Raw genomic sequence first — 25,505 nt, forward strand, 5'->3', positions numbered from 1 at the left:
TTTAATTATTTATCATTTCAATTATCTACATTAAAGCGTTCTGAGTCTTCAACTCTTTTCATAAAATATTCAGTTTGGCAATACATTTATTCATCAAAAAGGGATAAATGATTAAAAAAAAACTTTCCAAAAAGCCCTTCAAAAGCCCTATAAATAAGCATTTTTCAACTTTGGCAAGCAATTTGCAAAATAAATGGAGTCTGATTGAGAAATCATCGACACACAAATAGTAAAATTAAAAAATAAAATTATGAAGAAGTTATTTTTAGGATTAGCATTAACTGCTGGTACATTAGCTTTTGCTCAAGAGACAGAGACAGCAACAAAAACAGTAAATGCATCACCACTAAAAAAAGATGTTCAACCCATTAGATTCGGAGTTAAAGCAGGAGGAAACTCTTCTTATTTCAGTCAGCAGAAGTTCGCGATCAATACCCAGCAACTAGGTTTTCATGCAGGCGCATTCGTTAATATTCCAATTTCAAAACAATTCAGCTTCCAGCCAGAGGTATTATTCAACCAAATGGGTGCTAAAGATGTAATGTATTCTACGGAAACTGATAATGGTGTTACGAATGTAAAGACTAAAGTACAGAGCAGAGTACAAATGAACTACATTTCAGTTCCATTAATGGTTCAAATGAGACCTATTGACAAGTTTTATATTGAAGCAGGACCTGAATTCAGTTATTTCCTTAATGGTAAAAACAAATCAGAATCTACTGTAGCAAGTACTACAGGAGGAATTACTACAACTACTGCAAGTTCAAACTCTCAGGATATCGACAAAGATATGATCAACAAATTCAATTTCGGATTGGGCCTTGGTTTAGGGTATGATATCACTTCCAACATCGGTGTAAGTGCAAGATACGTAAACAGCTTAACCAAAATTGATAAGAGCAGACCTGCCGCTGAAAATAACAACAGAGTATTTCAGTTAGGCCTGAACTATAAATTTTAATTAAAAGAACCAATTTTTTAACCCTAAGTGCAGTTATCTGCACGTATAAAATAGCCGGAAGAAATTCTTCCGGCTATTTATATTAATAGATAAATGTTTTAAAAATTATTCGAATATTCTCGGATCATCGCTGATCACTCCATCTGTTCCCATATCCTTTAGTTCCTTCAGTCTTTCTTTTGTATTCACAGTCCATGGGATTACTTTCATTCCTAATAAGTGGCATTCCTTTATCAATTGGGGAGTTACAAGATTATGTTCAGGACTGTAAATAGTGGGAGTGAAACTCAGGAACTTCATATCTCCTGCCACTCCACTGAGATGATCGGGATACATTTTGAATTTTTCTACAGGAATGTTTTTAAAATAAGCCTGCTGCTGAGCCAGTTTTTTATCATCCACTTTTTCTACCAACAGAGCTGTCATTATTTTTGGATATTCTTTATGAAGGATTTCCAAGGTTCTTGGATCAAAAGACTGGATAATCACTCTGTCCTGAATCTTTTTCTCTACAATAATTTTCATCATCAGATCTACAAATTCTTTCGGTTCCGGATGAAATATATTATCAGAGAAAGGGCGTGTCTTTGTTTCTATATTATAAAAAGGCAATGGTCTCTTTAGTTCACGGGCATAAGCTTCACATGCATCTATGACTTCTGAAAAGAGAGGTTTCTGAGCCTTCATTTTCTTTTGATCAGGATAGTTATTAAGCTTTTTCAGGCCTACATCAAATGTTTTAATTTTTGCATAAGGCATTTCATAAATCTTATAATAAAAACCAGAATCTTTTGGAATATAGGTTCCATCCGGTTTTGTAACCAACTCCGGGGAAAGGAAAGCATCATGGGAAAGAATCAACTTTTTGTCCTTTGTGATAGCCAGATCCATTTCCAGGGTCGTTATATTCATTTTTAAGGCATTTTTCATTGCCAGAATGGTGTTTTCCGGGTAAAGAGATTTTCCTCCGCGGTGTGCCTGCTTATCGAAAGATTGTGAAGTGTAAAGTTGGGCAAATACCAGAAAAATACCCGTGAAAAATGCGTTTTTCATATCCTGAACTTTTAATCAGACAAAATTAAAACTCTATTATATATTGTATAATACAGGAATATTAAGCTTCTGCTACATTTATATAACAAAAAGAGCCGGGTTATAGCCCGGCTCTTTTATTTTATGCTTTCAATAAAGAAGTTAATTGAATAAGTCTACCTCTTCTCCTTTTTCTACAGGATATTCTTCTGTAAAGCATCCGAAGCAGTGGTTTGCAGATCCTAAAATTTCTTTCAGATTATCAATGCTTAAAAATTCTAAGGAATCTACGCCCAAATAATTTTTAAGTTCTTCTGTGGTCATATTAGCTGAGATCAGATCATCTTTAGACGGAGTATCAATTCCAAGATAACATGGGGCAATGATAGGCGGAGAAACACTTCTAAAGTGAATTTCCTTTACTCCTGCATCTTTTAGAATTTTAACAAGTCTCTTCGATGTTGTTCCTCGAACGATAGAGTCATCAATGATCACTACTTTCTTATCCTTCATCTCAGAGATGATTGGATTCAGTTTAAGGTTCACTACCCTTTCTCTCATTTCCTGTGTAGGAACAATGAAACTTCTTCCGATATATCTGTTTTTAATCAAAACAGGACGGAAAGGGATTCCTGAAGCTTTAGAGAAACCAATGGCAGCAGGAACTCCGGAATCCGGAACTCCAATAACCAGATCAGCCTCTATAGGAGCCTGTTCCCAGATTTTCTCCCCAGATTTTTCTCTGATCTCATATACATTGATATTTTCTAAGGTAGAGTCAGGTCTTGCAAAGTAGATATATTCAAAAGAACAGATTCTCTGCTTTCCTTTCGCCTCATCCATCATATAAGAATGAAGTTTTCCAGGTTCGTTTTCATTGGTATAAATGATCTCACCAGGAAGGATATCACGTACATATTGAGCTCCTACAGCATCCAATGCCACAGATTCTGAAGCTACTACATAAGATCTTTCATCAATAGCTCCCAAAACCAATGGACGGATTCCGTTGAAATCTCTGAATGCAAAGAATTTATTTCTGGTCATCCCCACTACGGAATAAGCTCCTTCAATCTTTTCCATTGTTGCTTTAATAGCTCCACGAAGACCTAAATCAAGGTTTTTCTGGATCAGTCTCAGGATCACCTCAGAATCAGATGTAGCTCTGAAGACTACGCCTTCAGCCTCTAATTCTTGTTTTAATTCTTTCGCATTGGTAAGGTTACCGTTGTGTGCTATAGAAAGTATAATCTGGTCATATTCGTTTTTCGCGAAAAATGGCTGGAAATTATATTTCTTTTTATCTCCTGCAGTGGTATAACGGGTATGCCCAATTGCAGAATTTCCCATAAAAGTTTCAGGTTCCTGAATTTCTTTATAAACATCTAAAACCAGTCCTTCATCTTTCATATTGGTGATTCTTCCGTCTTTTAAAACGGAGATACCACAAGCTTCCTGGCCTCTGTGCTGTAACGCAAAAAGCCCGAACTGCGAAAGAGAGAAAGTATCCAGATCATTATCCGAATACAATCCGAAGATCCCACACTCTTCATTGGGAGCATCCAGTCTTTCCTCTTCCTGAGTTCTGAAAAGATTTCTTCCGTAAGTCTGGGTTTCAAACTGTTTTAAATATTCACTTTTATGAATGTCTAAACTTTTCATTTCTATTTTTTCTAATGATTAGAAGTTAGATATTAGATGTTAGAAATTAGTCTAAGTTAACTTCAGTTTTTAATTTTTGTTTTAAATAACAAATTGTTTTACAGAAACATACTTTCTCTGAAATCTTATTTCTGTAAAAGATTTTTAAGACGGTTGTAGATTTCTACATAAGCTTCAGTAACTTCTCCTAAGTCTCTTCTGAATCTGTCTTTATCTAATTTTTTCATAGTATCTTTATCCCAAAGTCTGCATGTATCAGGAGAAATCTCGTCAGCCAGGATAATTTCACCGTCTGAAGTTTTACCTAATTCGATTTTGAAATCTACCAGGATGATGTTGATTTTGTCAAACAGGTCGATCAGGATTTCATTGATATCCGAAGTCAATTCGTACATTTCGTCAAGCTCTTCGTAAGTAGCAGCTCCCAAGAAAACAGCATGGTGATCGTTGATAAGCGGATCTCCCAATTCGTCTTTTTTGTAGCAGATATCGAAGATTGTTACCGGAGATTTGATTCCCTCTTCAACTCCTAATCTTTGTGCCATACTTCCTGCAGAGTAATTTCTTACCACCATTTCCAAAGGAATGATAGATACTTTTCTTACCAGCTGCTCTCTTTCGTCCAATTGTTTGATGAAATGAGTTTTGATTCCTTTTTCATTTAAGTATTCAAAAATAAGGGTTGTGATTGCATTGTTCATTTCCCCTTTAAGATCAACCTGACCTTTCTTTTGAGCGTTAAATGCTGTAGCATCGTCTTTGAAACGTACTACTACTTCATCAGGATTATCAGTTGCAAATACCTGTTTTGCTTTCCCCTCGTACAACATTTCTTTCTTTTGACTCATAATTTTACTTTCTAAATTGTAGTTAGATTTATTGATTTATTTTATTATTATTCCTGTTAAGACAGCCAGCCCAAAACTCAGCAGTGTACCAATTAATACATATTCTGTAAGTTTTCTCTGTTTTGCCTGTGCAAGGTCGCTGAACCTGAAAACAGATTTTGCAGCTACCATGAAACCTACACCTTCCCAGTGATTCACCATGATAAAAGTGAAGACCAGCAGACGTTCTAAAATTCCGATATATTTTCCGGCACTTGATAAAGATTCGGTTTGAATAGTGTTGGGGCCATCCGGAGCGGGTGTCCATGATGACAATAAGATTTTGATAAAAATAGAAGCCGGTGTTGTCAAAAACAATGCAGCCATAATGAGCTTTAAAAATTCCTGATTCTGCAAAAAGCTGAAACTGAATTCCTGAAAATACAGGGAAACTCCGCCAATTACCAGTACATGCAGAAGCTGATCAATGAAAAACCATCTTTTTTTAGTCTTTACATTTTGAAATGTAAGTTTGGCCGCATCAATAATAAAGTGAGTAATCCCCACCAAAACTGCTACCCACCAAAGTTTCAGATCCCAAAGTAAAATAAGACTTAATGCAGTGTGAATCAGAATATGAAAGTATAAAAACTTACTTTTTAGTTTATAGTTTTCCTTATCTGCAACCCATGAATTTGGCTGAAGTATAAAATCTCCGAGTAGATGTGCCAATATGAGTTTAATAAAGATCATGCTATAGTTCTGAGATTTTCTTTCTGAAATACTGGTTGGTTTCCACGATAAGCTCATAGTTGGCTCTCTTCAGTCTCTGGCTTATAGAAGACTGTGAAATAGCAAATCTTTTAGCAAGATCTTCCTGGGTAATATCCTGATTCATGATCATTTCATGAATGATTTCAGCCGTAGCCATAGTCCAGTTGTCAAAATCTTTTGATGACCATTTCAACAGAATATTAAGATCCCTGTCCACCGGGTCACTGGATGTTTTGATGGCAACGGTATGGCCGTCATTTTTGAGGTCATTAAGCAGTCTTCCGGAATGTACATAAGCTGTACCATTGGATTCTGTGATTTTCTCAGAAGAGAAACTTTCTTCACCAATACCGATGGCTATTCTTACATCTAAATTTTCCAGACTTTTAATAAGAGATTTTATGGCTAGAAACCGCCAGAAAACGTCATCAATATTGCATTTGAACTGGAATTCATCTCCTCTGTAGATTTCCCATGTGCCAGGAGCACTTCCCCATCTTTCGAGAAGATTTTTAAGTCTGGTAATCCAAACTTCAGTATCTGCATGCTGTGAATTTATAATATCACCGGTAATGACCGCTATCATACTGCAAATATAAGCATAATTACTTATAAATAAAAAATATAAGCAGAAACACTTATAGATATTGATTATTAGTGAATCTGCTTATATCGATTATATAGTAACCATAAGGTTTTTAAGCCTTTACCAAAAAATACAAAAATATGAAAATGTAAAAACCTGATAAAACTTTTTTCATTACGTTTACTTTAACTCTACATTTTTCACTTTATTTTTAAGTAAGAAGCTATTTCCTGCTATCCGCTCATACTCCTCGCGCCTTGGCGGCCATCCTAAGCTCAGCCGAAAGGCCTCTTCCTGCTGTGGGGTAACCGCTCCTATCAGGGCTAAAACAGTCATTGCGAGCAAAGCGAAGCAATCTCATCACCCCTATTAAAAAATAAAACCTCACAGATTTTAAAAATATGTGAGGTTTAGACTTGTTACTAAAAAAGCATGGTGATCCTACACCTGTTATCTTTTAATAAACTGATGTGCTTTCTCATCAAGTTGCAAGAAATACAATCCTGTAGGAATTCCCTGTACCGAAATACTTTTCTTATTTCTGAAAGGATCTTTCTCTGTGTAGATCACTTTTCCGGAAAGATCTATAATTCGGGCTGTTTTTATTTTTTCCGTTGTTCCGCTTACATAAAGATCATTGTAAACCGGGTTTGGATATATTGTAAATTCATTATTGGCAGTAATCAGTTCTGCAGTAGACAATGTGCCACCCAGATTCTGACAGTAATTAGCCGGATAAGAATCCCATTCACTCATATTAAATGTATCTGCAGGTTTATTGATGGTACTTTTTCTATATAAAGACACATTTCCATTATTATTGGTAGTATATTTTACACCAATGGCATCTATAGTAACCGTTTTATTATAAGCAAGCTCCACGTAGTTCTGTCCTGCAAACAGCATAGGATCAGAAGCTGTAACAAATCTTGCCTGATCATTGGTATAGCATGATAAAGCAGCTTTTGGATTCAAAATAACAAAAGTTTCATTATTTCCAACCTTACCTTCCAGTTCATAGGTATCTCCGCTATAAATAGCTCCTGAAGAATTGTTTTTAAACTGAATATTAATTCTGTAATTATTTAAATTAACCTCATGTCCGGTTTTATTAACGATTTCCAGAGCATTATTCTTAACGAAATCTGTATTGGTTCCTGATATATATTTTGTAATCATAAGATCCGGAGCAAATGAATCCAAAGCAATTGTTGAAGCTGTCACCGTATTACTGAACGGAGACTCCAGATATGCTTTATCAAAAGCCTTCACTGTAAAAGTATAAGTTGTTGACGGGCTCAGGTGGTCTATGCTTATAGAAGTTCCTTTTGTAACAGCTACCGGTGTTGCTGAACCATTCACATAAACCCTGTATCCTAAAACATCGGTATCAGGAGAAGCTGTCCAGTTCAGATTGACAAAATAGGCATTCTGCTGCGTTGAAGCCAAGGATCCCGGAGCTGCCGGTGCAACATTATCGGGCGTTTCAGACCAGATCATATCAATCCATTCAGGGTGGTCAATAAATGGATTTCTGTTTTTCTGTATGGTATAGATGGCGTTATTCCGGTCAATTTCTCTTTGCGAAACAGGATCTGCAGCACTCCATTGCTTCAGCATGACAACATATGGAAGATCAACGGCTCTTTCTTCGGTTCCGTCAAGCGGACACTGATCTGTAGCCGGTGTTATGTTTGCTGATGTAGTATAAGCGGTGTTAAATGACCCCAGTTTTCCCTCATATCTTACGGCAAAGTACAATAAAGTCCTTGCGATATCGCCTTTAAATTCATTTATAGGTTCGTAAACTCTTCCGGTATATGGATAGTTTGGAATTGCGGCATTGGATATTCTCGAAGTATTGGTAAAAATATAATGATTCATATTATTTCCTATTCCATAAGGATAATTATTCCTTCGCTGGTTAATATAAGCATCAGCAGGAATAATAAAGTTCAGATCCGAATACATAGGATAATCACTGATAGATGAACTTGTACTGAATGTGCTTTGCGGCATCATATGTTCCCTGTTATAGCCCAAACCTTCTCCTCCTGCACCAGCTATTAATTGATCTGCTTTGTATTCATAAGCATCCGGTCCCGAAGGTATTTCCGAATAGATATCCAGCATGTACTGAGTATTGGAAGCATCATGATCATAATATTTGTCAAGATCAGTTTGATTATAGAGCATCTTCAGATCGTCATAATGCCAGTTGATCATTTTATCCGAAATAATATCGTGAAGTTTCGACTTCAGAGCATATCCTGTCAATCCTGCTGTTCCATCATAATATCCGGCAGGTGCCTGCGCAGAAATAGAAGAGGAAATTAAAATGATAGGAAGTAAAATTTTTTTCATGCTTTAAAAATTGGGAACCAAAATAGTGAAATAAAAATCGTAAAAGACTGAATATTTTATTAAGAAAACATTAATTCTGAAATTATAAAAAATTGAAAATTAAACATATTATGGCTTAAATAGTATGAATGAAATAATTATTTTAGCATTCCATCAATTTGGTTATCTTTGGGCACTAACTATTATTATATGAATACAGAGACTATTGACAACATCAAAATGATAGCGGAGACGGCTAGAGAATTTGCAGAAAAGAACATCAGACCGAACATTATGGAGTGGGATGAAAGCCAGACTTTTCCAAAAGACTTATTCCACCAGTTAGGTGAGATGGGTTTTATGGGAATTGTTGTTCCTGAACAATATGGAGGTTCCGGTTTAGGTTATCATGAATATGTTACTATTCTGGATGAAATTTCTCAGGTTGACCCATCTATCGGTCTTTCTGTAGCAGCACACAATTCACTTTGTACCAACCATATCTATGAATTTGGAAATGAAGAACAAAGACACAAATGGCTTCCTCAGCTGGCTTCCGGAAAAGTAATCGGAGCTTGGGGTCTTACAGAGCACAATACAGGTTCAGATTCAGGAGGGATGTCTACTACTGCTGTAAAAGATGGTGACGAATGGGTTATCAGCGGAGCTAAAAACTTTATCACTCACGCTATTTCAGGAGATATTGCAGTAGTAATGACAAGAACAGGAGAAATAGGTGCTAAAAACAACTCTACAGCTTTTGTTTTAGAAAAAGGAATGCCTGGGTTTACTTCCGGGAAAAAAGAAAATAAGTTAGGAATGCGTGCTTCAGAAACAGCTGAATTAATCTTTGATAGTGTACGTGTACCGGATTCCCACCGTTTAGGAGAAGTAGGTGAAGGTTTCAAGCAGGCTATGAAAGTATTGGATGGTGGTAGAATTTCTATCGCTGCACTAAGCTTAGGTACTGCAAGAGGAGCTTATAAAGCTGCTTTGAAATATGCAAAAGAAAGACATCAGTTCGGAAAGCCTATTTCAGATTTCCAGGCAATCAACTTTATGCTTGCAGATATGGCTACAGAAATTGATGCTGCTGAGCTTCTTATTCAGAGAGCTTCTACCCTGAAAAACGCAAAACAGAAAATGACAAAAGAAGGAGCTATGGCTAAACTATATGCTTCTGAAGCTTGTGTAAGAATTTCCAACAATGCAGTTCAGATTTTCGGAGGATACGGTTATACAAAAGACTTCCCGGCTGAAAAGTTCTATAGAGATTCTAAACTTTGCACAATTGGTGAAGGTACTTCTGAGATCCAGAGACTGGTAATTGGAAGAGATATTACAAAATAAATCTTTAAATCCCAATACAAATGATTAAACAGGCACTTTTAGGTGAATTTCTGCACGAAGCTGAAAACACCAGAAAAATTTTACAGGCAATCCCTGACAGCGCATTAGACTGGAAACCGTCTGAAAAAAACTGGACAACCGGACAGTTAGCCTCTCACATTGCTGAAGTATACAATTGGTACGAATCCACTTTCAATCAGGACACTTTTGATATGGGTGCGTATAAGTATGACAAAGGAGATATTTCCAAAGCGGAAAATATCCTAGCAAAATTTGAAGAAAATGTTGCCAACGCACAGAAAGTTCTGGAAAACTCGGATGAGAATACTTATTTCAATGAGTGGAAAATGGAAATGAACGGAAACGTACTTTTTCCGCCATCTCCAAGAATCCAGGTGGTAAGAGGCTTTCTTTATAATCATTTGTACCATCACAGAGGGGAATTAGTTGTTTATTTAAGATCAACCGGAAACAAAGTCCCTGGACTTTACGGCCCTACTGCTGATGATAAATTCTAAGTAAGGATTATATAAATATAGTAAGCTGTTTCATTTTGAAACAGCTTTTTTTGTAGACAGAATGTAGAATAGATGACAGCAGTTATCAAAATTTAATTCACTAACATTCTTGCATATAATTAAATAATTAACAAATTTTATTGTCTCATTTTAATAAATTAATAAAGAAATATATCTATTTTATTTTTTTTAAAAATTAAAGTACATTTCATCATTTCATTTTTCTTTTATTAATAAGCTTTTTCAATTATATTCAATGTACTGCATAGTATTCTAAGTCAATATTCTAAATTTCTCTTAAAAAATTTTGTTTTTGATAATATATTTTTCGTTAGCTTTGATATTCCACAATCAAATTTAATATTTAATATGAAAAAACAATTAACGCTGATTGGAATGCTCCTTATTTCGGGTATTTCTTTCGCACAGACTGACCGTCTTTGGTCTGAAGGTTCCAGAAAAACTTCATCAGAGATTTTTGAAAACAAAACAGGCATCAGCAATCCTAAGGTTTACAACCTAGACATCAACGGATTGAAAAATGCTCTTGCAAAAGCTCCCAAAAGACTGGCTGTAGGCGAAAAATCAGAACTCATCATCTCTTTTCCAAATTCTGAAGGCAGAATGGAAAATTTTAAAGTGAGGGAGAATTCCAATTTTGCTCCTGAGTTGGCAGCAAAATATCCGGATATCAAATCCTATGTAGGACAAGGTCTGGATGATCCTAATTCCACAGTCTATTTCAGTGTTTCCCCACTAGGACTGTCATCAATGGAAATTTACGGTGATAAATCTACGGTTTTCATTGAACCTTACACTAAAGATCTTTCTTCTTATGTAGTGTACAGAAAATCTGACAAAAAAGATGATCTTAACAAGTTTGAATGTACAGTAGTAGACGCTGCACAGAAAGGAGTTTCCAACTCTGCTCTTGCTGCAAGACCTAACGCTGATGATGCCAAACTGAGAACGTTCAGACTGGCACTGTCATGTACCGGAGAATACACTACTTATTTCGGGGGTACAAAAGCTCAGGCTTTAGCTGCAATGAACACCACAATGACCCGTGTAAACGGTGTTTTTGAAAAAGACTTCGCAGCAAGAATGGTTCTGATCGCTAATAACGATGCTGTAATCTACACCAACGCATCTACAGACCCTTATTCTGCAGCTTCCGGAATGAGCAGCTGGAATTCTCAATTACAAAGCACTTTAACTTCTGTAATTGGTGAAGCCAACTATGATATCGGACACTTGTTCGGAGCTTCAGGAGGCGGTGGAAATGCAGGCTGTATCGGCTGTATCTGTACAAACGGATCAAAAGGAAGCGGATATACTTCCCCTGCAGATGCTATTCCTTCAGGAGATAATTTTGATATCGACTATGTGGCTCACGAAATGGGACACCAGTTCGGAGGAAATCATACATTCTCCATGAACAATGAAGGAACAGGTGTCAATATGGAACCAGGATCAGGATCAACAATCATGGGCTATGCGGGAATTACCAGCCAGGATATTCAACCGCATTCTGATGCGTTCTTCCACGCGATAAGTATTCAACAGATTACAAATAATATCAAAGCTAAAACTTGTTCTGTCAATACCAATACAGGAAATTCAATTCCTACAGCAAGCGCAGGCTTAGATTATACAATTCCAAAAGGAACTCCATTCGTACTGACGGGTACAGGAACGGATGCTGACGGAGATTCTCTAACTTACATCTGGGAACAAATGGACAATGCTTCTTCTTCACAAACAGGAGCAAGTTCAGCTGCCAGTGCAACAAAAGCTACAGGACCGAACTTCAGATCATGGACTCCTACCACTGCACCTGTAAGATATTTCCCAAGAATGGCTTCTGTATTAACAGGTGCAACCACTACAGCCGGGTCTGAAATCACAGTAGAAGCACTTTCTTCAGTGGCCAGAACATTAAACTTCAGATTTACCGTTCGTGATAACAAGCCAGGAGGTTCAGGAAACAATTCTGACGATGCGGTAATCACAGTTAATGGAACTGCAGGACCATTCAATATCACTTCACAAAATTCAGCAACAACTTACGCTGGAGGAAGCTCTCAAACCATTACATGGAACGTGGCAGGAACTACAGCTAATGGTGTGAATGCAGCCAATGTAGATATCCTTTGGTCAACAGACAGTGGAAATACATGGACTACTCTATTGGCAGGAACACCAAATGACGGTTCACAGGCAGTTACTATTCCTAATTCTACTACCACTACAGGAAGAATTATGGTAAAAGGATCAAATCACATTTTCTTTGATGTAAACAATGCCAACATCTCTGTAAATGCAGGTTCCGGAACTGATACCGTTGCTCCTACAGCTCCTACCCTTGCTGCTTCAGGAACTACTGCTACAACAACTAACCTTTCATGGTCAGGTGCTACTGATAATGTGGGGGTTACCGGATATGATGTATATCAAGGGGCTTCATTAGTAGGTTCTACAGCTTCTACTACATATACCGTAACAGGACTTACTCCATCAACAACCTATTCTTTCTCTGTTAAGGCAAAAGATGCAGCAGGAAACGCATCTGTTTCCAGCAATACAGTAAGTGTTACCACTCTTGCAGGAGGAAGCGTTTCATATTGCTCTTCATCAGCATCTAACACAGCAGATGAAAGAATCGGAAATGTAACATTTGGATCTATTAATAATACTTCTACAGGAACAGCTGGTTACGAAAACTTCACTTCAGTTTCTACCAATGTAACAAGAGGAAGTGCTTATACGATCTCCGTTACTCCGGTTTGGACCTCTACAAAATATAGCGAAGCATATGCTGTTTATATTGATTACAACGGTGATGGAGACTTTACAGACAGTGGAGAATTAGCATGGACAAAAGCAGGATCTACAACAAGCCCAGTAACAGGATCTATCACAATTCCAGCTACAGCAACTGTTGGATCTACAAGAATGAGAGTAATGATGAAATACAGTTCAATACCTACTTCATCATGTGAAGCTTTCACGTATGGCCAGGTTGAAGATTACACTCTTAATATCGTTTCTTCAGGAAAAGGAGATCTTCAGAATACAAAAGATCTGATCACAGATATTAAGCTTTATCCAAACCCTGTAAGAGATGTACTTTATGTTTCCAATACAACTTCAGAAGACTATAAAATCTTCGATATGGGTGGAAAACTAATTGATTCAGGAAAACTTCAGAGAGGCTCTGTGAATGTAAGCAATCTAATTAAAGGTGCTTATATGCTTCAAATTGGAGAATCAACTAAAAGATTTATTAAAAATTAATAACTTTTAAAATTAAACGATGTGAAAAAACTGCCCTTTACGGGGCAGTTTTATTTTTGCAAAATGTAAAATATTATATTAAATGCATTTATGAATGTAACTAATTTCATAAAAATATTTTATTTAAAATAAAATAACTAGTATTTGAGTTTTTTAATTTAAATTTAACGAACAATAATATTCTTTTGTTGTACCGTTTACCCAGTTTGTATTTAAGGGAGCTCCGAAGTCGTTTTTTGAACGTCTGATACAGTTGCTTCTCTCGATCCTATTTTGGCTGAATTGATCTTTCAACAATTTACTGCCAGAAAAAACTATTATTAAGGCAGATTCCGATCATTTTTTGAACGGAAAAACATTAATAATATTCATATCAACATTTCCACTTAAGATTTTTGTAAAGAATGATGTTTCAAAAAGGCAACCCCTTCTAATACCTCTGATTTTTAAAATAATTTAAAATTTTTATATGAAACATTTATTTAAGTACCTCTTTTTTTTTACTATTGCTTCGTTCTCTATTGCCTGTAATTCAGATAGAGATGATGAAATAGACACCAATCCGGATGTCACAACCGTATTCTACAAAAATGCTGATGAACTGGCAACAACTTATGACCCCAACAATACGGCAAGCCAGCCTCTTAGAAACCAAGCCTATGATCTTTATAAAAGAGGAAAATGGAGCGAGCTGGAATCACTTTTTAAGGCTAATAATTTAAACGGCGGATGGCCGCCTGCAAACGGAGGCTACAATATCGTTGATGATGTTGCATTACAAGCTGGACAGAAATTTGACAGATACAGCGGTGCTGTAGGCAGTTATAACGGAACAGGTGTTCCTACTTTGGGAGGAAGTTTTACAAGTCCTATCATCAACGGATATACCTATACGTTTACCCAAAGAGCATTAAACCAGCCTGAAGACAAGTACGACTTCTATTATGAGATTGATGTCTTGAACAATGCAATGCAGTTTAAAACACAGACAGCAGACATTATTCCTTGGTTTAGCCAGGCGGGTAAAGGAAAGCAAACCATGTGGAAAATTCCGATTGACATCAACACTGGTTATCAGAAAACGTGGAATAAGCTAGCAGAAGAAGGCTATATAAAAGTTACCATCAAGAAAAGTCCAAGCGGAAAATATCCTAACTTAGTGGGCACAGTTATTCAGCCATAAATTCATTCAGATGTATTCAATATCAAACAAAATAAACATTACTAAAAAAGCTTCAGTTACAAAAAGCACTTTCATTAATGATGAAGCGCTTCCAGCAGCCATTACCACTTTTACCTGCTGTAATTGCGGTCATGAAAATACGGTTGAGATAAAGCCCTACGAATCAGGATTTCCAATCTTCCAGGTGTACAATGAAGACAAAATAATATCCAAAGATGAATTATTAAAACACGGAATCGTCAACGGAACTTCTCAAAGAATGATTCATTTTGGAGAATTGACTGTTAATGATCTGCCTACCTTATATTTTGGGACAGATTGTTCTTCCTGTCATTCAAAATACATCTGCGTATTCAGCTATGGAGAAAAACAGCCGGGACTAATGATATTGAGCATCTCCGGCGTTTGGAAATATGAATAACTAGAATCATTTTACTTAATATAATAAAAGTCTACAACCTTCAAGTTGTAGACTTTTTCTTAATTTAGCAAACAAACTAATTTGAACCGTGAAAAACTTCTATAAATGAAAAAAATAATCTTATTTCTTTTTACTCTATACTTTGGATCTTCATTTTCACAAAAAACACTCGCTAAATATCCGGAAGGTCAGTTTCCTTATAAAGGAGGTACCATCCAGTTATCCTCAGAAATGCAGGACTATTTTCTGAAAAGCGGATCTAAGTCATGTGATAAAAATGAAATGTATTTTGTAAGTCTAAAGATTGATGAGAATGGCAAACCTGCTTTAATAAAGAAGAAAAGTGATGAAAGCATCATAGAGAAAAACAAATGCGCTTTTACTCTTGTGGTAAAATCTTTAGGAAGCCTGAAAAACTGGCAGCCTGCAGAACAAGACGGGAAAACAATTCCGGCTTATTTTGATTTTCTGTTTCAGCCGAAAGATTTTTTTGAAAATTACAAACCCGATTATGATATCATTAAAGCATATCAGTCTGCTGCTATTCCCGGTGGAATGAAAGCTTTTCGAAAAGATGTCCTTGAAAGCTTATATAATTATTTAGATTGGGAATCTTACAACCCTAAAGGAACATTTATTATATCTTTTGCAATAGATGAAAATGGAGACATCGTCAATGTAGATCTTGAACCCAAAGTAGAAAACAATAAAATTCTTCTTGAAGATGTAAAATTTGCACTAAAAAAAATAAAAGGAAAGTGGAGCCCTGCAAAAACTAAAGGGGTGCCAGTAAGTTCATGGTTTAGAATGCCTATAAACTTTAATTCACGGGAATAAAATAAAAACACTGGATAGTCTGCATTTTTGGGTTCCATATTTTACTCTTGTACATTTCACATTTTACAAATCCTTTTCTATCTTTGTGGGAAATAAAAAAATTCATGGATAAAATTGATAGTCTGAACCAAGTAGCAGAATTCCATACTACTTTCAAAGCCCCTATTTTAGATACTCCGCAAATTCCTTCTCCGGAAAGATGCAATCTGAGAGTAGAACTTTTACAGGAAGAATTGAACGAACTGAAACAGGCAATTGCTGATAATAATATTGTAGAAATTGCAGATGCATTGTGTGATCTTCAGTATGTTTTGAGTGGTGCTGTGCTGGAATTCGGACTTGGCAGCAAATTTGTAGAGCTATTCAACGAAGTTCAGCGTTCCAATATGTCGAAAGCGTGTGATAATGAAGAGCAGGCAAAGGAAACCGTTGAATTCTACAAAGAGAAGGAAGTAGAATCTTTTTATGAAAAGTCCGGAGAAAAATTTAACGTTTACAGACAGGCGGATCATAAAGTATTAAAAAACAAATACTACTCTCCTGCTGATTTAAAATCAATTATCGAGAAATAATTATGAAAAAATTTATTACCAATATTGTTGCCATTTCAAGCTTACTTTTAGCTGCACAACAGCTTAGCGCTCAAAAAGTAGTCGTAAACCGCGAGGTTGAAACTCAGAAAGACGGCAAAATGCTTTTAGGAAACCAACTGAAAGAGCAGTTTTTAAAAGCTCCTTATGCAGATTGGTATGTAAAGGAACATGATGAATATGCTCTTGACCAAAAAGCAGTCAGTGAATTGAAAAAAGAGAAAATCGGCACCTATGACATTATTGTTTTTATGGGAACATGGTGTGAAGACAGCCACAGAGATTTTCCAAGACTGATGAAAATATTGGAGGCCGTAAACTATCCGGAAAATAAATTAAACATTATTGCCGTAAACCGTAAGAAAGAATCTCCTACCGGGGATGAAAGTCTTTATAATCTTCAAAAAGTCCCTACCGTTATCCTGAAAAGATACGGAAAAGAGATTGGAAGAATTGTAGAAATGCCTACTACAGGCTATATTGAAAGAGATTTGGTTCAAATCCTTAAAAAGAACGATTCCTCTGTTATTAAAGAAATTTTTAAATAGATTTTGAGAAATTATAGAACAATCCTGTCTTTTGCAGCTGGTGCCGGCGCTATGGTGCTTCTGTTTTTTGGTCTGAAGTCCTGTCTGAACCTTGGAACTAAAACAGAACAGTCGGATTATTATATCCTGACCAATCAGATTTCCAAGATGAATAAGATGGTGGTGATAGAACAGAACACTTCCAGTATGCAGAAAACCAAAATGGGTTATGAAGTTTTCGGGAAAGAAGTTTCCAGCAACAGCATTATTACGTATACAAAGACCAATGCACAGGTTTCTTATGATCTTAATAAAATGAAGATCGAAGTGGATTCCATCAACAAAAAACTGGTTATTACAGAATTACCTGATGCTGAGATCAGAATTACACCAAGTGTTGAAATTCAATCTTTAGATGATTCATTCATAAACCGCATTTCGGAGAAAGATATTAAGAATGTTACTGCAAAGGCTAAAGAAACGGCAGAAAAATCAATTGATCAGAATCAGTTGAGAAATGAGGGCCGTAAACAGCTGATGGAAAACCTTAATAATGTTTTCGTTTTAGCGAAAGCACTGAATTATACCATTGAGGATAAAACGGGAAAAATTGGTATTCTGGGACTTTAGGATAAAATATTTCTGTTTGGCAGACCCTTTGAATGATATTTCCATATTGTTGAAATTTAAAATTCAAAGTCATGGAAAAAAAAGGAAAAACCAACAAGAAAGAATCTGCCAACACCGCAGAAACCCAAAAGCAAAATCAGGATTTCCAGAATATTCCTGCAGCAGCAAAAAAGACCAATCCACCTGATATTGATAAAGAAGACATTCAGAAGTCTTCAAAAAACAAGTCAGGAAAAACGGATAATACGAAATAACGAAAAGAGCTGTTAAGGCTTATTGGTACTAAAAAACGAAAAGTTCCGTCTCATATGAGGCGAAACTTTTCTTTCTAACTATCTAATTGAACTTTTTTGTTTTCTATACAATCGTCGATTTTCCGATCTTGATATTTTCAAAATTGTAATATGATTTTTCAGAATATCTGATATGGTCGGCAATAAAGCTTCCCACTTCACTTGTTGAGTAATATTGTTTCGTATTAAGATCAATCGTGACATATTTGTTTTCAATAGCATGTTCTACAGATTGTCTTAATTTATCTGCTGCAGCCTTTAAATTAAGATGATCCAGCATCATGGCCACACTTAAAATAGAAGCAATAGGATTGGCAATTCCTTTCCCTTTGGCCTGAGGATAAGATCCATGGATAGGCTCAAATAAAGCATTTTCTTCCCCTACCGAAGCAGACGGCAGCAATCCGATAGACCCTCCAATTACACTTGCTTCATCAGAAATAATATCACCAAACATATTTTCAGTCAAAATCACATCAAAATGCTTAGGATTAAGAATCAGCTGCATAGCTGCGTTATCTACAAACATATAATCAAGCTGTACATCAGGATATTCCAGAGCTATTTCCTGGCACGTTTTTCTCCACAACCTTGAAGTATCCAGCACATTAGCTTTATCAATAAGGGTAAGCTTTTTCTTTCTTTTCTGAGCTTCCTGAAATGCCATGTGTGCAATCGGAATAATATCTTCACGGCTGTATTTACAAACATCATAGGCATAAGCGCCTTCCGGATCTGTAAATTTTTCACCAAAATAGATTCCGCTTACCAATTCTCGGAAAATCTGAATGTCAGCCCCCTCAATAATTTCCCTTTTGAGCGGACTTTTATCAATTAAAGAAGCATATGTTTTCAAAGGACGGATATTAGCAAACAATCCCAACTCTTTACGGAGTTTCAACAACCCTTGTTCCGGTCTTACTTTTGCTTCAGGATTATTATCAAAAACCGGATCGCCAATAGCTCCGAAAAGCACAGCATCAGATTCCTTACAGATTTTCAATGTCTCTTCAGGCAAAGGATTTCCTGTCTTGAAAATTGCTTCTGCACCGATTAATCCATAATCAAAATGGAATTTACATTGAAAAGCTTCAGCAATGACATCTAATATTTTAATGCTTTCACTGATGATTTCCGGACCAATCCCATCTCCGGGAAGAACCGCGATTTTAAAATAATTGTTGCTCATTTGTTTTTTGTGTCTTTAATTCAAAATTTGTGATGGTCTGTTTTCTGCTGATTAAAAAATCAATATCGTCATAGCCGTTCAACAGACATATTTTTTTATAAGAGTCTATCTCAAAAGTCTCCGTTGTATCTTTAAAGCTTACTGATTGCAATTCCACATCAATTGCAATCTCATTGTCAGGATTTTCATTGATTCCTTCTAAAATTTCTTTTAAAAACTCTTCAGAAACTTTTACCGGAAGAAGTCCGTTATTTAAAGCATTTCCTTTGAAAATATCAGCGAAATAACTGGAAATAATTACTTTAAACCCATAATCCGTCAAAGACCAGGCTGCGTGTTCACGGCTGCTTCCACACCCGAAATTATTTCCTGCAACCAAAATCTGGCCACTGAATTTAGGATTGTTTAAAACAAAATCCGGATTAGGTTCTCCTGTATGGATATTGAATCTCCAGTCTCTGAAAAGATTTTCTCCAAAACCTTTTCTGTCTATACTTTTCAGGAATCTTGCCGGAATAATCTGGTCTGTATCTATATTTTCTGCCGGCAATGGAACTGCGCGGGATTTTAAAATAACTAATTTTTGCATGTATTCTACATTGTTAGACTTTGAACCACAAAAGACACAAAAGTTTTTTTCACTTCAGTTTACTTAAGAAAGGATAAAAAGAACCTATATAAGAAATTCGCATAAGAATGAAAATCAAATATTTTCAAAAAAGCTTAAGTGCTCTTTTTATGCAAGCGAATGATAATTTCTTCTTACTTAAGTGTTACAACCTTTTGTGTCTTTGTGGTTCAAACATAATTTAAAATTACTTTTAGTTTAAACTTTCAAAAGCTGAAATTTTGCCTTCTATTGCGGCTTTCGCTGCAGTAAGAGGACTGGCAAGAATAGTTCTTGAACCCTGTCCCTGTCTGCCTTCAAAGTTTCTGTTGGAAGTGGAAACACAATATTCACCTTCCGGAATTTTATCATCATTCATGGCCAGACACGCCGAACATCCAGGCTGACGGATCTGAAATCCTGCATCGTTGAATATTTTATCCAATCCTTCCTCATAAATCTGTTTAACTACCTGTTGAGATCCGGGAACAATCAGAGCTTTTACCGCTTCTGATTTACTTTTCCCCTTAATATACTGGGCTGCAGAACGGAAATCCTCTATTCTAGCATTGGTACAGCTTCCTATGAAAACATAATTAACCTTGATGCTGTTCACTGTCTGTCCGGCTTCAAGTCCCATATATTGTAACGCTTTCTCTTCCGATTCGTTTTGAGGAGCCGGAATAACTTCCCGGATTGAAATACCCATTCCCGGATTTGTACCATAAGTAATCATCGGATAGATATCTGCTGCGTCGAAACTGAGTTCTTTATCAAATGAAGCTCCTTCATCTGTTTTTAAGGTTTTCCAGTACTCTACTTTTTCCTCCCATTCTTCTCCTTCCGGAGCGAATTTTCTTCCCTGCACGTATTCAAAAGTGGTTTCATCCGGAGCAATCATACCGCCTCTGGCACCCATTTCAATACTCATATTACAAACGGTCATCCTTCCTTCCATTGACATATCTTCAAATACATTACCCGCGTATTCACAGAAATATCCCGTTCCTCCATCAGTTCCTATTTTTGAAATGATATAAAGAATCACATCTTTGGACTGAACATTTTCATTCAATTCGCCATTGACTGTAATCCTCATTGATTTTGGCTTGTTCAGTAATAAACATTGGCTGGCAAATACCTGAGCCACCTGACTGGTACCAATCCCAAAGGCAATAGAACCAAATGCTCCATGGGTAGACGTGTGGCTGTCACCACATACAATACTCATTCCCGGCTGGGTAATCCCTAATTCCGGAGCGATAATATGAACGATTCCCTGATATTGATGTCCCAATCCGAAAAGCTCAATATTGTTTTTCTTACAGTTTTCTGTAAGCTGCTCTACCTGATTTCTTGAAAGATCATCTTTAATGGGTTGTTCCTGATGTAAAGTAGGTACATTGTGATCCGCAGTAGCTACAATCTGCTCCGGCCTGAATACTTCCAGATTTCTGGATTCCAGTTCTGCAAAGGCCTGAGGACTGGTTACTTCATGGATAAGGTGCTTGTCTATATAAATAATCTGAGGTCCGTCAGGAATGGTTTCTACCACGTGAGCGTCCCATACTTTATCAAAAAGTGTTTTTTTACTGTTGTTCATTTTTACTTTTATCTTGATTTTAAAATCAAACCTATCCTATTTTTCTGCTGAAGGAATCCATCATCATGCTTAGGTCATCGTTGTCTATTTCTTTTTTAAGGTCAGCGATTTTCAAAAATTCCTGATACAGAAAATCAAGCTCATTCTTGGTAACCTCATAGCCGATATGCTTGAAACGGTAAGCCAATGCTGAGCGCCCGCTTCTGGCAGTAAGAATAATTGAAGAAGCATTCACTCCTACTTCTGCAGGGTCTATGATTTCATAAGTTTCCCTGTTTTTGATGACGCCATCCTGATGAATTCCTGAGCTGTGAGCAAAAGCATTGGCTCCTACAATAGCTTTATTGGGCTGTACAGACATTCCCATCAGTTCGGAAACCATTGTACTCATTTCATTCAGCATTCTGGAATTCACATTGGTATGCAGATTCAGATCTTTATGCTGTTTTAAAATCATGACGACTTCTTCCAATGCTGTATTGCCAGCTCTTTCTCCTAATCCGTTGATGGTACATTCAATCTGACGCGCTCCGTTGATAGCGCCGGCAATAGAATTGGCAGTAGCCAGTCCAAGATCATTGTGACAATGGCATGAAAGCACCGCTTTTTCAATTCCTTTTACATTTTCTCTCAGATACTTTATTTTCTGACCATATTCTTCCGGCAGGCAATATCCTGTGGTATCAGGAATATTCAAAACAGTGGCTCCTGCTTTGATTACTGCCTCACAAACCTTTGCCAGGTATTCATTGTCTGTTCTGCCTGCATCTTCAGCATAAAATTCTACATCCTCCACATAAGTTTTGGCATATTTTACGGCTTCCGCTGCTCTTTCAATAATATCTTCTCTTGTCGAGTTGAATTTATATTTAATGTGAGAATCGGAAGTTCCGATTCCGGTGTGTATTCTTGGTCTTTTTGCAAACTTCAGTGCTTCCGCTGCGGTATCAATATCTTTTTTATTTGCTCTTGTCAGCCCGCATACTTTAGCTTTTCTCACCAGTTTCGAAATTTCTGAAACAGATTCAAAATCTCCCGGACTGGAAATTGGGAATCCCGCTTCAATGACATCAATCCCTAACTCATCAAGCCTTTCAGCAATAATCAGTTTTTGTTCCGTGTTCAGTTTACATCCCGGAACCTGCTCCCCATCTCTCAGTGTTGTATCAAAAATTTCAATTTTTTCGGAATCCATAAGTGAAGTTTTTTACTTAATTTTGGTTCAAAACTACGGGTTGCTATATTTTTTCATTTTCACTTTTTTTGAAAATTACAATATTCAACAGTTGAAAAAACAATCGTATTCATTTATTAATCAGTATTTTAATTTATAAAAATTTACAATGGCAGAATTGCAGAAAGATTTTTTGTTTGTATTGGTAAAGTCATTGACCACCTCTGAAAAACGACAGTTCAAGTTATATGTGAACCGTCTCGGAATTAATGTAGATGCCAAATTTCTGCTGCTCTTTTCCGAAATGGATAAGATGAAGGAATATGATGAAAGTATAATTATTGAGAAAAAAATCTCTACCAAACAGCAGCTTTCCAATCTTAAAGCCCATCTTTATAAACAGATCCTCGTAAGTCTCCGTATGAACCCGAGTCATCAAAACTATAGAATTCAGCTTCGTGAGCAGCTCGATTTCGCCAATATTCTGTATCAGAAAGGACTTTACAAGCAGGCTCTGAAGATATTGGACAAAACCAAGCAGTCTGCATTGGAACTGGATGAAAAAAGTATTGCTTCTGAAATCATAGACCTTGAAAAAGTAATTGAATCACAATTCATTACTCGAAGTATTGAAGGCCGTGCTGAAGAGCTTATCAAGCAATCTCAGGAGATCAGCAAACAGAACCGCTACACCACAAAACTGTCTAATCTTTCTCTGAAATTATACAGTGAAATGCTTACCCACGGCTATGTAAAAAATGATGCAGACCGGCAGGAAGTAATGGATGTTTTTAATGCCCAGATTAAAAATATAATCCCTGAGAAGCTAAACTTCACAGAAAAACTTTGGTACTATAAAGCTCATGTCTGGAAAAACCAGCTTTTGCAGGATTATAAATACACCTTGAAATATGCTTATCAGTGGGTTGATCTTTTTCATAAAAAGCCTGAAATGATCTACAGCCACCCGGTTTGGTATATCAAAGGGAATACTTATCTGTTGAAAATCCTGTTTTTATATGGAAATATTGATATTCTGGAGGAGCATTTCGCGAATTTCAATAAAATGGTACATGCTGAGAATTTTATCCAGAATGAAAATCTTCAGTCCCTTATTTTTCTTACCCATTACAATACGCTGATGAATATTCACTTTGTAAAGGGGGAGTTTTTCACAGGAACCAAGCTTATTCCTGAAGTGGAATTAAAAATGGAAAAACTCAGAGAAAGAATAGATGAACACCATTTTATGATTCTCTATCTGAAAATGGCGGCCATGTTCTTCGGCAGTAAAATGTTTGACAAGTCTATTGAGTATTCTATGAGGATCATAGAATCTAAGGGAAATGTACAGGAAGATCTGCTGTTTCATACCAGGATTCTGATTTTAATGGCAAAATATGAGTCAGGCAATGATGAAGATTATGATGAATTTATCGCTTCTACTTTAAAGTTTGCCAAAAAAATGAAAAAGCCTGAAGAGTTTCATTTTGAAAGTATTCAGTTTTTTAAGAATCTTAATAATCAGGTATTGGATCAAAGGCAGAAAGCGTTTGAAAGTTTTGATAAAAAGCTGGAAACATATTCTAAAAATGAATATTACAGACGGTCGTTATTTTATATTGACATCCATGGATGGATTAAATCTAAAGTCCAGAATGTAGATGTCATCGAGATTATCAAGCAGAAAGCAAAGTATAAAAGAAAGCATTAAATAAAATCACACAAACCATTAATTTACAAAGTATTGTCATGTTTATTTCATGTAAAATCAAACACCAGATCAGCTGTTTTCTTTTTAATATACTCTCTCACAGAGTTAGTATTAACAGGTCGCTTCTCTGGAGCTTTATTTTTATGAGGACTTCATCTTTTTTTCTATTAAAAGCAGATCCCGATGGGATCAAATCCAACTCCAATGGGAGTTAATTGTTAATAGGACGTATTTGTTTTAAAATTATAGCTCCAGAGAAGCGACCTGATAATTATGCTTTGATTCAACCGACAAGAAATGATTTTATTTATACATATTCTCTATAAAATTCAGTGCATTTTTATGGCTGATCTTTTCTACCAACTCAGTTGAAAACCGCTCTTCAATTTCTTTATTGACTGCCGGATATACCGAAGCGTTGGAATGTTCAGGAAAGAAAAAAGGATGACGGGATGTGTCCGGATGATCCTTCCAGTAAAAATAATCTGCACCATAGGCTATACTATCCTCTCCGCCAAGATCAAGTCCGTATTGAATATGCTCATAAAGTCTTTCAGGATGTTCAATATCAACATAATCTTTGATAAAATTCAGGCCAATCAATCCTTTTCTGTTGATCACTTCCTTCGCCAGTTCATCAGGGAGATTTCTATTGTTTTTATAAACAGTTCTGTAATTGGAATGGCTTGCAAGAATAGGAATTGAATAATTTCTCTGATCAATATAAGTGAAAATATCATAAGCCAGCTGATCACTTGTGTGAGCTAAATCAATGGCAATTTTCCGGTTAGAAATATAGTCGATCAGTACTTTACCATCGTCTTTCAAGCCTGCTGTAGCATTATTACCGCCTCCAAAACGGTTTTCCAGATGATGCGTAATTCCGATATAAAAGACTTTTTCAGTATTTTCAATAATTGTCTCCAGGTTTTTAAATCCGGATTCCAGGCTTTGGTTTTCATCACAGAAAGCAGATGCATTTTCGATAGAAGCGATGACTCCTACCCGATTTTTATTTTCCGGATTGTTAAAATTATCATTGTTAAAAAGGAAAAAATTCTCGTTTTTGATAAGCTTTGAAAATAATTTGCTTTGTTCCAGTCCGTGAACCGTACTGTTTGCACCTGTTCCTGCATACATTGCCATCACCTGAAGCTTTACATTTCCATCCTGTAAATAAGGCAGCGAACAACCTATTTCTTTATCATCAAGCGCTGAATCTGATCTTAAAAGGTAATATAAAAGATCACAATGTAAATCGATGTTTATCCTGTTCATAGGGATTGTAATTTTTGAAATTAATATGTATTGGATTCTGATTGAATAGGGTCTATTGTATTTCAGAAATTTATAAAAGACAAATACAATTTCTTGTCCTCATTTA

General features: G+C 36.2%; 23 protein-coding genes. 12 read left to right on the forward strand and 11 right to left on the reverse strand.

Annotated features, from left to right (window positions below; translation table 11 throughout):
* The first annotated feature begins 250 nt into the window (after window positions 1-250).
* Window positions 251-964, forward strand: coding sequence for a porin family protein (locus ACTJIP_RS13485; protein ID WP_440704704.1), 714 nt, complete (start codon window positions 251-253; stop codon window positions 962-964).
* Window positions 965-1,069: 105 nt separating this feature from the next.
* Here the strand turns inward: ACTJIP_RS13485 and ACTJIP_RS13490 are convergent, their stop codons facing one another.
* The 6 genes from ACTJIP_RS13490 to ACTJIP_RS13515 form a co-directional block, all read right to left on the reverse strand.
* The gene (locus tag ACTJIP_RS13490; RefSeq protein WP_077417514.1) at window positions 1,070-2,017 is read right to left on the reverse strand and encodes a glycerophosphodiester phosphodiesterase family protein; all 948 of its coding nucleotides are present in this window, start codon (window positions 2,015-2,017) and stop codon (window positions 1,070-1,072) included.
* 141 nt (window positions 2,018-2,158) lie between these two features.
* On the reverse strand, window positions 2,159-3,658 hold the full coding sequence (gene purF / locus ACTJIP_RS13495; protein WP_077417516.1) for an amidophosphoribosyltransferase: 1,500 nt from the start codon (window positions 3,656-3,658) through the stop codon (window positions 2,159-2,161).
* A gap of 125 nt (window positions 3,659-3,783) precedes the next feature.
* Window positions 3,784-4,506 carry a phosphoribosylaminoimidazolesuccinocarboxamide synthase gene (gene purC, locus ACTJIP_RS13500; RefSeq protein ID WP_027372243.1) on the reverse strand — a complete coding sequence of 241 codons (723 nt, stop codon included), beginning with the start codon at window positions 4,504-4,506 and terminating at the stop codon, window positions 3,784-3,786.
* Window positions 4,507-4,542: 36 nt separating this feature from the next.
* Window positions 4,543-5,238 (reverse strand): DUF3307 domain-containing protein, encoded by a 696-nt coding sequence (locus tag ACTJIP_RS13505; protein ID WP_077417518.1) that lies wholly within the window; start codon window positions 5,236-5,238, stop codon window positions 4,543-4,545.
* Window position 5,239: 1 nt separating this feature from the next.
* Window positions 5,240-5,845, reverse strand: coding sequence for a SatD family protein (locus ACTJIP_RS13510; protein WP_077417520.1), 606 nt, complete (start codon window positions 5,843-5,845; stop codon window positions 5,240-5,242).
* 450 nt (window positions 5,846-6,295) lie between these two features.
* The gene (locus ACTJIP_RS13515; RefSeq protein WP_077417521.1) at window positions 6,296-8,209 is read right to left on the reverse strand and encodes an endonuclease; all 1,914 of its coding nucleotides are present in this window, start codon (window positions 8,207-8,209) and stop codon (window positions 6,296-6,298) included.
* Window positions 8,210-8,398: 189 nt separating this feature from the next.
* Between ACTJIP_RS13515 and ACTJIP_RS13520 the strand changes: the two genes are divergently transcribed.
* The 10 genes from ACTJIP_RS13520 (at window position 8,399) to ACTJIP_RS13565 (ending at window position 17,795) form a co-directional block, all read left to right on the forward strand.
* Window positions 8,399-9,538 (forward strand): acyl-CoA dehydrogenase family protein, encoded by a 1,140-nt coding sequence (locus ACTJIP_RS13520; protein ID WP_077417523.1) that lies wholly within the window; start codon window positions 8,399-8,401, stop codon window positions 9,536-9,538.
* Between the two features lie 20 nt (window positions 9,539-9,558).
* Window positions 9,559-10,056 carry a DinB family protein gene (locus ACTJIP_RS13525; RefSeq protein ID WP_077417525.1) on the forward strand — a complete coding sequence of 166 codons (498 nt, stop codon included), beginning with the start codon at window positions 9,559-9,561 and terminating at the stop codon, window positions 10,054-10,056.
* A 369-nt stretch (window positions 10,057-10,425) separates the two neighbouring features.
* Window positions 10,426-13,353 carry a reprolysin-like metallopeptidase gene (locus ACTJIP_RS13530; RefSeq protein ID WP_440704705.1) on the forward strand — a complete coding sequence of 976 codons (2,928 nt, stop codon included), beginning with the start codon at window positions 10,426-10,428 and terminating at the stop codon, window positions 13,351-13,353.
* Window positions 13,354-13,822: 469 nt separating this feature from the next.
* Window positions 13,823-14,536, forward strand: coding sequence for a glycohydrolase toxin TNT-related protein (locus tag ACTJIP_RS13535; protein ID WP_077417529.1), 714 nt, complete (start codon window positions 13,823-13,825; stop codon window positions 14,534-14,536).
* A 10-nt stretch (window positions 14,537-14,546) separates the two neighbouring features.
* A complete protein-coding gene (locus ACTJIP_RS13540) occupies window positions 14,547-14,957 on the forward strand; it encodes a hypothetical protein (protein ID WP_077417531.1) in 411 nt (136 codons plus the stop codon).
* A 105-nt stretch (window positions 14,958-15,062) separates the two neighbouring features.
* Complete coding sequence (locus ACTJIP_RS13545) at window positions 15,063-15,794, forward strand: hypothetical protein (RefSeq protein ID WP_440704706.1); 732 nt, start codon at window positions 15,063-15,065, stop codon at window positions 15,792-15,794.
* 104 nt (window positions 15,795-15,898) lie between these two features.
* Window positions 15,899-16,366: a nucleoside triphosphate pyrophosphohydrolase family protein gene (locus ACTJIP_RS13550; protein WP_047374946.1), complete on the forward strand. Its 468-nt coding sequence runs from the start codon at window positions 15,899-15,901 to the stop codon at window positions 16,364-16,366.
* A 2-nt stretch (window positions 16,367-16,368) separates the two neighbouring features.
* Window positions 16,369-16,932 (forward strand): TlpA family protein disulfide reductase, encoded by a 564-nt coding sequence (locus ACTJIP_RS13555; RefSeq protein WP_077417535.1) that lies wholly within the window; start codon window positions 16,369-16,371, stop codon window positions 16,930-16,932.
* Between the two features lie 3 nt (window positions 16,933-16,935).
* Window positions 16,936-17,541 carry a DUF4230 domain-containing protein gene (locus tag ACTJIP_RS13560; RefSeq protein ID WP_077417537.1) on the forward strand — a complete coding sequence of 202 codons (606 nt, stop codon included), beginning with the start codon at window positions 16,936-16,938 and terminating at the stop codon, window positions 17,539-17,541.
* A gap of 71 nt (window positions 17,542-17,612) precedes the next feature.
* Complete coding sequence (locus ACTJIP_RS13565; RefSeq protein ID WP_077417539.1) at window positions 17,613-17,795, forward strand: hypothetical protein; 183 nt, start codon at window positions 17,613-17,615, stop codon at window positions 17,793-17,795.
* A 103-nt stretch (window positions 17,796-17,898) separates the two neighbouring features.
* Here the strand turns inward: ACTJIP_RS13565 and leuB are convergent, their stop codons facing one another.
* The 4 genes from leuB to ACTJIP_RS13585 form a co-directional block, all read right to left on the reverse strand.
* On the reverse strand, window positions 17,899-19,023 hold the full coding sequence (leuB, locus tag ACTJIP_RS13570; RefSeq protein ID WP_077417540.1) for a 3-isopropylmalate dehydrogenase: 1,125 nt from the start codon (window positions 19,021-19,023) through the stop codon (window positions 17,899-17,901).
* Window positions 19,004-19,612 (reverse strand): 3-isopropylmalate dehydratase small subunit, encoded by a 609-nt coding sequence (leuD, locus tag ACTJIP_RS13575; RefSeq protein ID WP_077417542.1) that lies wholly within the window; start codon window positions 19,610-19,612, stop codon window positions 19,004-19,006. The genes leuB and leuD overlap by 20 nt, the downstream gene beginning before the upstream one ends.
* Window positions 19,613-19,844: 232 nt before the next feature.
* Window positions 19,845-21,233, reverse strand: a complete 1,389-nt coding sequence (gene leuC / locus ACTJIP_RS13580) for a 3-isopropylmalate dehydratase large subunit (protein ID WP_219072661.1) — start codon at window positions 21,231-21,233, stop codon at window positions 19,845-19,847.
* Between the two features lie 31 nt (window positions 21,234-21,264).
* Window positions 21,265-22,428 carry a 2-isopropylmalate synthase gene (locus tag ACTJIP_RS13585; protein ID WP_077417546.1) on the reverse strand — a complete coding sequence of 388 codons (1,164 nt, stop codon included), beginning with the start codon at window positions 22,426-22,428 and terminating at the stop codon, window positions 21,265-21,267.
* Between the two features lie 148 nt (window positions 22,429-22,576).
* On the opposite strand from ACTJIP_RS13585, the gene ACTJIP_RS13590 reads away from it, so the two are divergent.
* Entirely contained in the window at window positions 22,577-24,121 is a 1,545-nt protein-coding gene (locus ACTJIP_RS13590) for a hypothetical protein (protein ID WP_440704707.1), read from the forward strand.
* Between the two features lie 303 nt (window positions 24,122-24,424).
* On the opposite strand, the gene ACTJIP_RS13595 is transcribed toward ACTJIP_RS13590, so the two are convergent.
* Window positions 24,425-25,399, reverse strand: coding sequence for a dipeptidase (locus ACTJIP_RS13595; protein ID WP_426482844.1), 975 nt, complete (start codon window positions 25,397-25,399; stop codon window positions 24,425-24,427).
* Window positions 25,400-25,505 lie beyond the last annotated feature (106 nt).

The organism is Chryseobacterium sp. 22543 (genome assembly GCF_052044565.1).
Taxonomy (GTDB): Bacteria; Bacteroidota; Bacteroidia; order Flavobacteriales; family Weeksellaceae; genus Chryseobacterium.

What these genes read in the sequence shown, in the direction of transcription:
- ACTJIP_RS13485 (WP_440704704.1), top strand. Translation starts at nt 251, where the DNA reads ATGAAGAAGTTATTTTTAGGATTAGCATTAACTGCTGGTACATTAGCT.
- ACTJIP_RS13490 (WP_077417514.1), bottom strand. Translation starts at nt 2,017, where the DNA reads ATGAAAAACGCATTTTTCACGGGTATTTTTCTGGTATTTGCCCAACTT.
- purF (WP_077417516.1), bottom strand. Translation starts at nt 3,658, where the DNA reads ATGAAAAGTTTAGACATTCATAAAAGTGAATATTTAAAACAGTTTGAA.
- purC (WP_027372243.1), bottom strand. Translation starts at nt 4,506, where the DNA reads ATGAGTCAAAAGAAAGAAATGTTGTACGAGGGGAAAGCAAAACAGGTA.
- ACTJIP_RS13505 (WP_077417518.1), bottom strand. Translation starts at nt 5,238, where the DNA reads ATGATCTTTATTAAACTCATATTGGCACATCTACTCGGAGATTTTATA.
- ACTJIP_RS13510 (WP_077417520.1), bottom strand. Translation starts at nt 5,845, where the DNA reads ATGATAGCGGTCATTACCGGTGATATTATAAATTCACAGCATGCAGAT.
- ACTJIP_RS13515 (WP_077417521.1), bottom strand. Translation starts at nt 8,209, where the DNA reads ATGAAAAAAATTTTACTTCCTATCATTTTAATTTCCTCTTCTATTTCT.
- ACTJIP_RS13520 (WP_077417523.1), top strand. Translation starts at nt 8,399, where the DNA reads ATGAATACAGAGACTATTGACAACATCAAAATGATAGCGGAGACGGCT.
- ACTJIP_RS13525 (WP_077417525.1), top strand. Translation starts at nt 9,559, where the DNA reads ATGATTAAACAGGCACTTTTAGGTGAATTTCTGCACGAAGCTGAAAAC.
- ACTJIP_RS13530 (WP_440704705.1), top strand. Translation starts at nt 10,426, where the DNA reads ATGAAAAAACAATTAACGCTGATTGGAATGCTCCTTATTTCGGGTATT.
- ACTJIP_RS13535 (WP_077417529.1), top strand. Translation starts at nt 13,823, where the DNA reads ATGAAACATTTATTTAAGTACCTCTTTTTTTTTACTATTGCTTCGTTC.
- ACTJIP_RS13540 (WP_077417531.1), top strand. Translation starts at nt 14,547, where the DNA reads ATGTATTCAATATCAAACAAAATAAACATTACTAAAAAAGCTTCAGTT.
- ACTJIP_RS13545 (WP_440704706.1), top strand. Translation starts at nt 15,063, where the DNA reads ATGAAAAAAATAATCTTATTTCTTTTTACTCTATACTTTGGATCTTCA.
- ACTJIP_RS13550 (WP_047374946.1), top strand. Translation starts at nt 15,899, where the DNA reads ATGGATAAAATTGATAGTCTGAACCAAGTAGCAGAATTCCATACTACT.
- ACTJIP_RS13555 (WP_077417535.1), top strand. Translation starts at nt 16,369, where the DNA reads ATGAAAAAATTTATTACCAATATTGTTGCCATTTCAAGCTTACTTTTA.
- ACTJIP_RS13565 (WP_077417539.1), top strand. Translation starts at nt 17,613, where the DNA reads ATGGAAAAAAAAGGAAAAACCAACAAGAAAGAATCTGCCAACACCGCA.
- leuB (WP_077417540.1), bottom strand. Translation starts at nt 19,023, where the DNA reads ATGAGCAACAATTATTTTAAAATCGCGGTTCTTCCCGGAGATGGGATT.
- leuD (WP_077417542.1), bottom strand. Translation starts at nt 19,612, where the DNA reads ATGCAAAAATTAGTTATTTTAAAATCCCGCGCAGTTCCATTGCCGGCA.
- leuC (WP_219072661.1), bottom strand. Translation starts at nt 21,233, where the DNA reads ATGAACAACAGTAAAAAAACACTTTTTGATAAAGTATGGGACGCTCAC.
- ACTJIP_RS13585 (WP_077417546.1), bottom strand. Translation starts at nt 22,428, where the DNA reads ATGGATTCCGAAAAAATTGAAATTTTTGATACAACACTGAGAGATGGG.
- ACTJIP_RS13590 (WP_440704707.1), top strand. Translation starts at nt 22,577, where the DNA reads ATGGCAGAATTGCAGAAAGATTTTTTGTTTGTATTGGTAAAGTCATTG.
- ACTJIP_RS13595 (WP_426482844.1), bottom strand. Translation starts at nt 25,399, where the DNA reads ATGAACAGGATAAACATCGATTTACATTGTGATCTTTTATATTACCTT.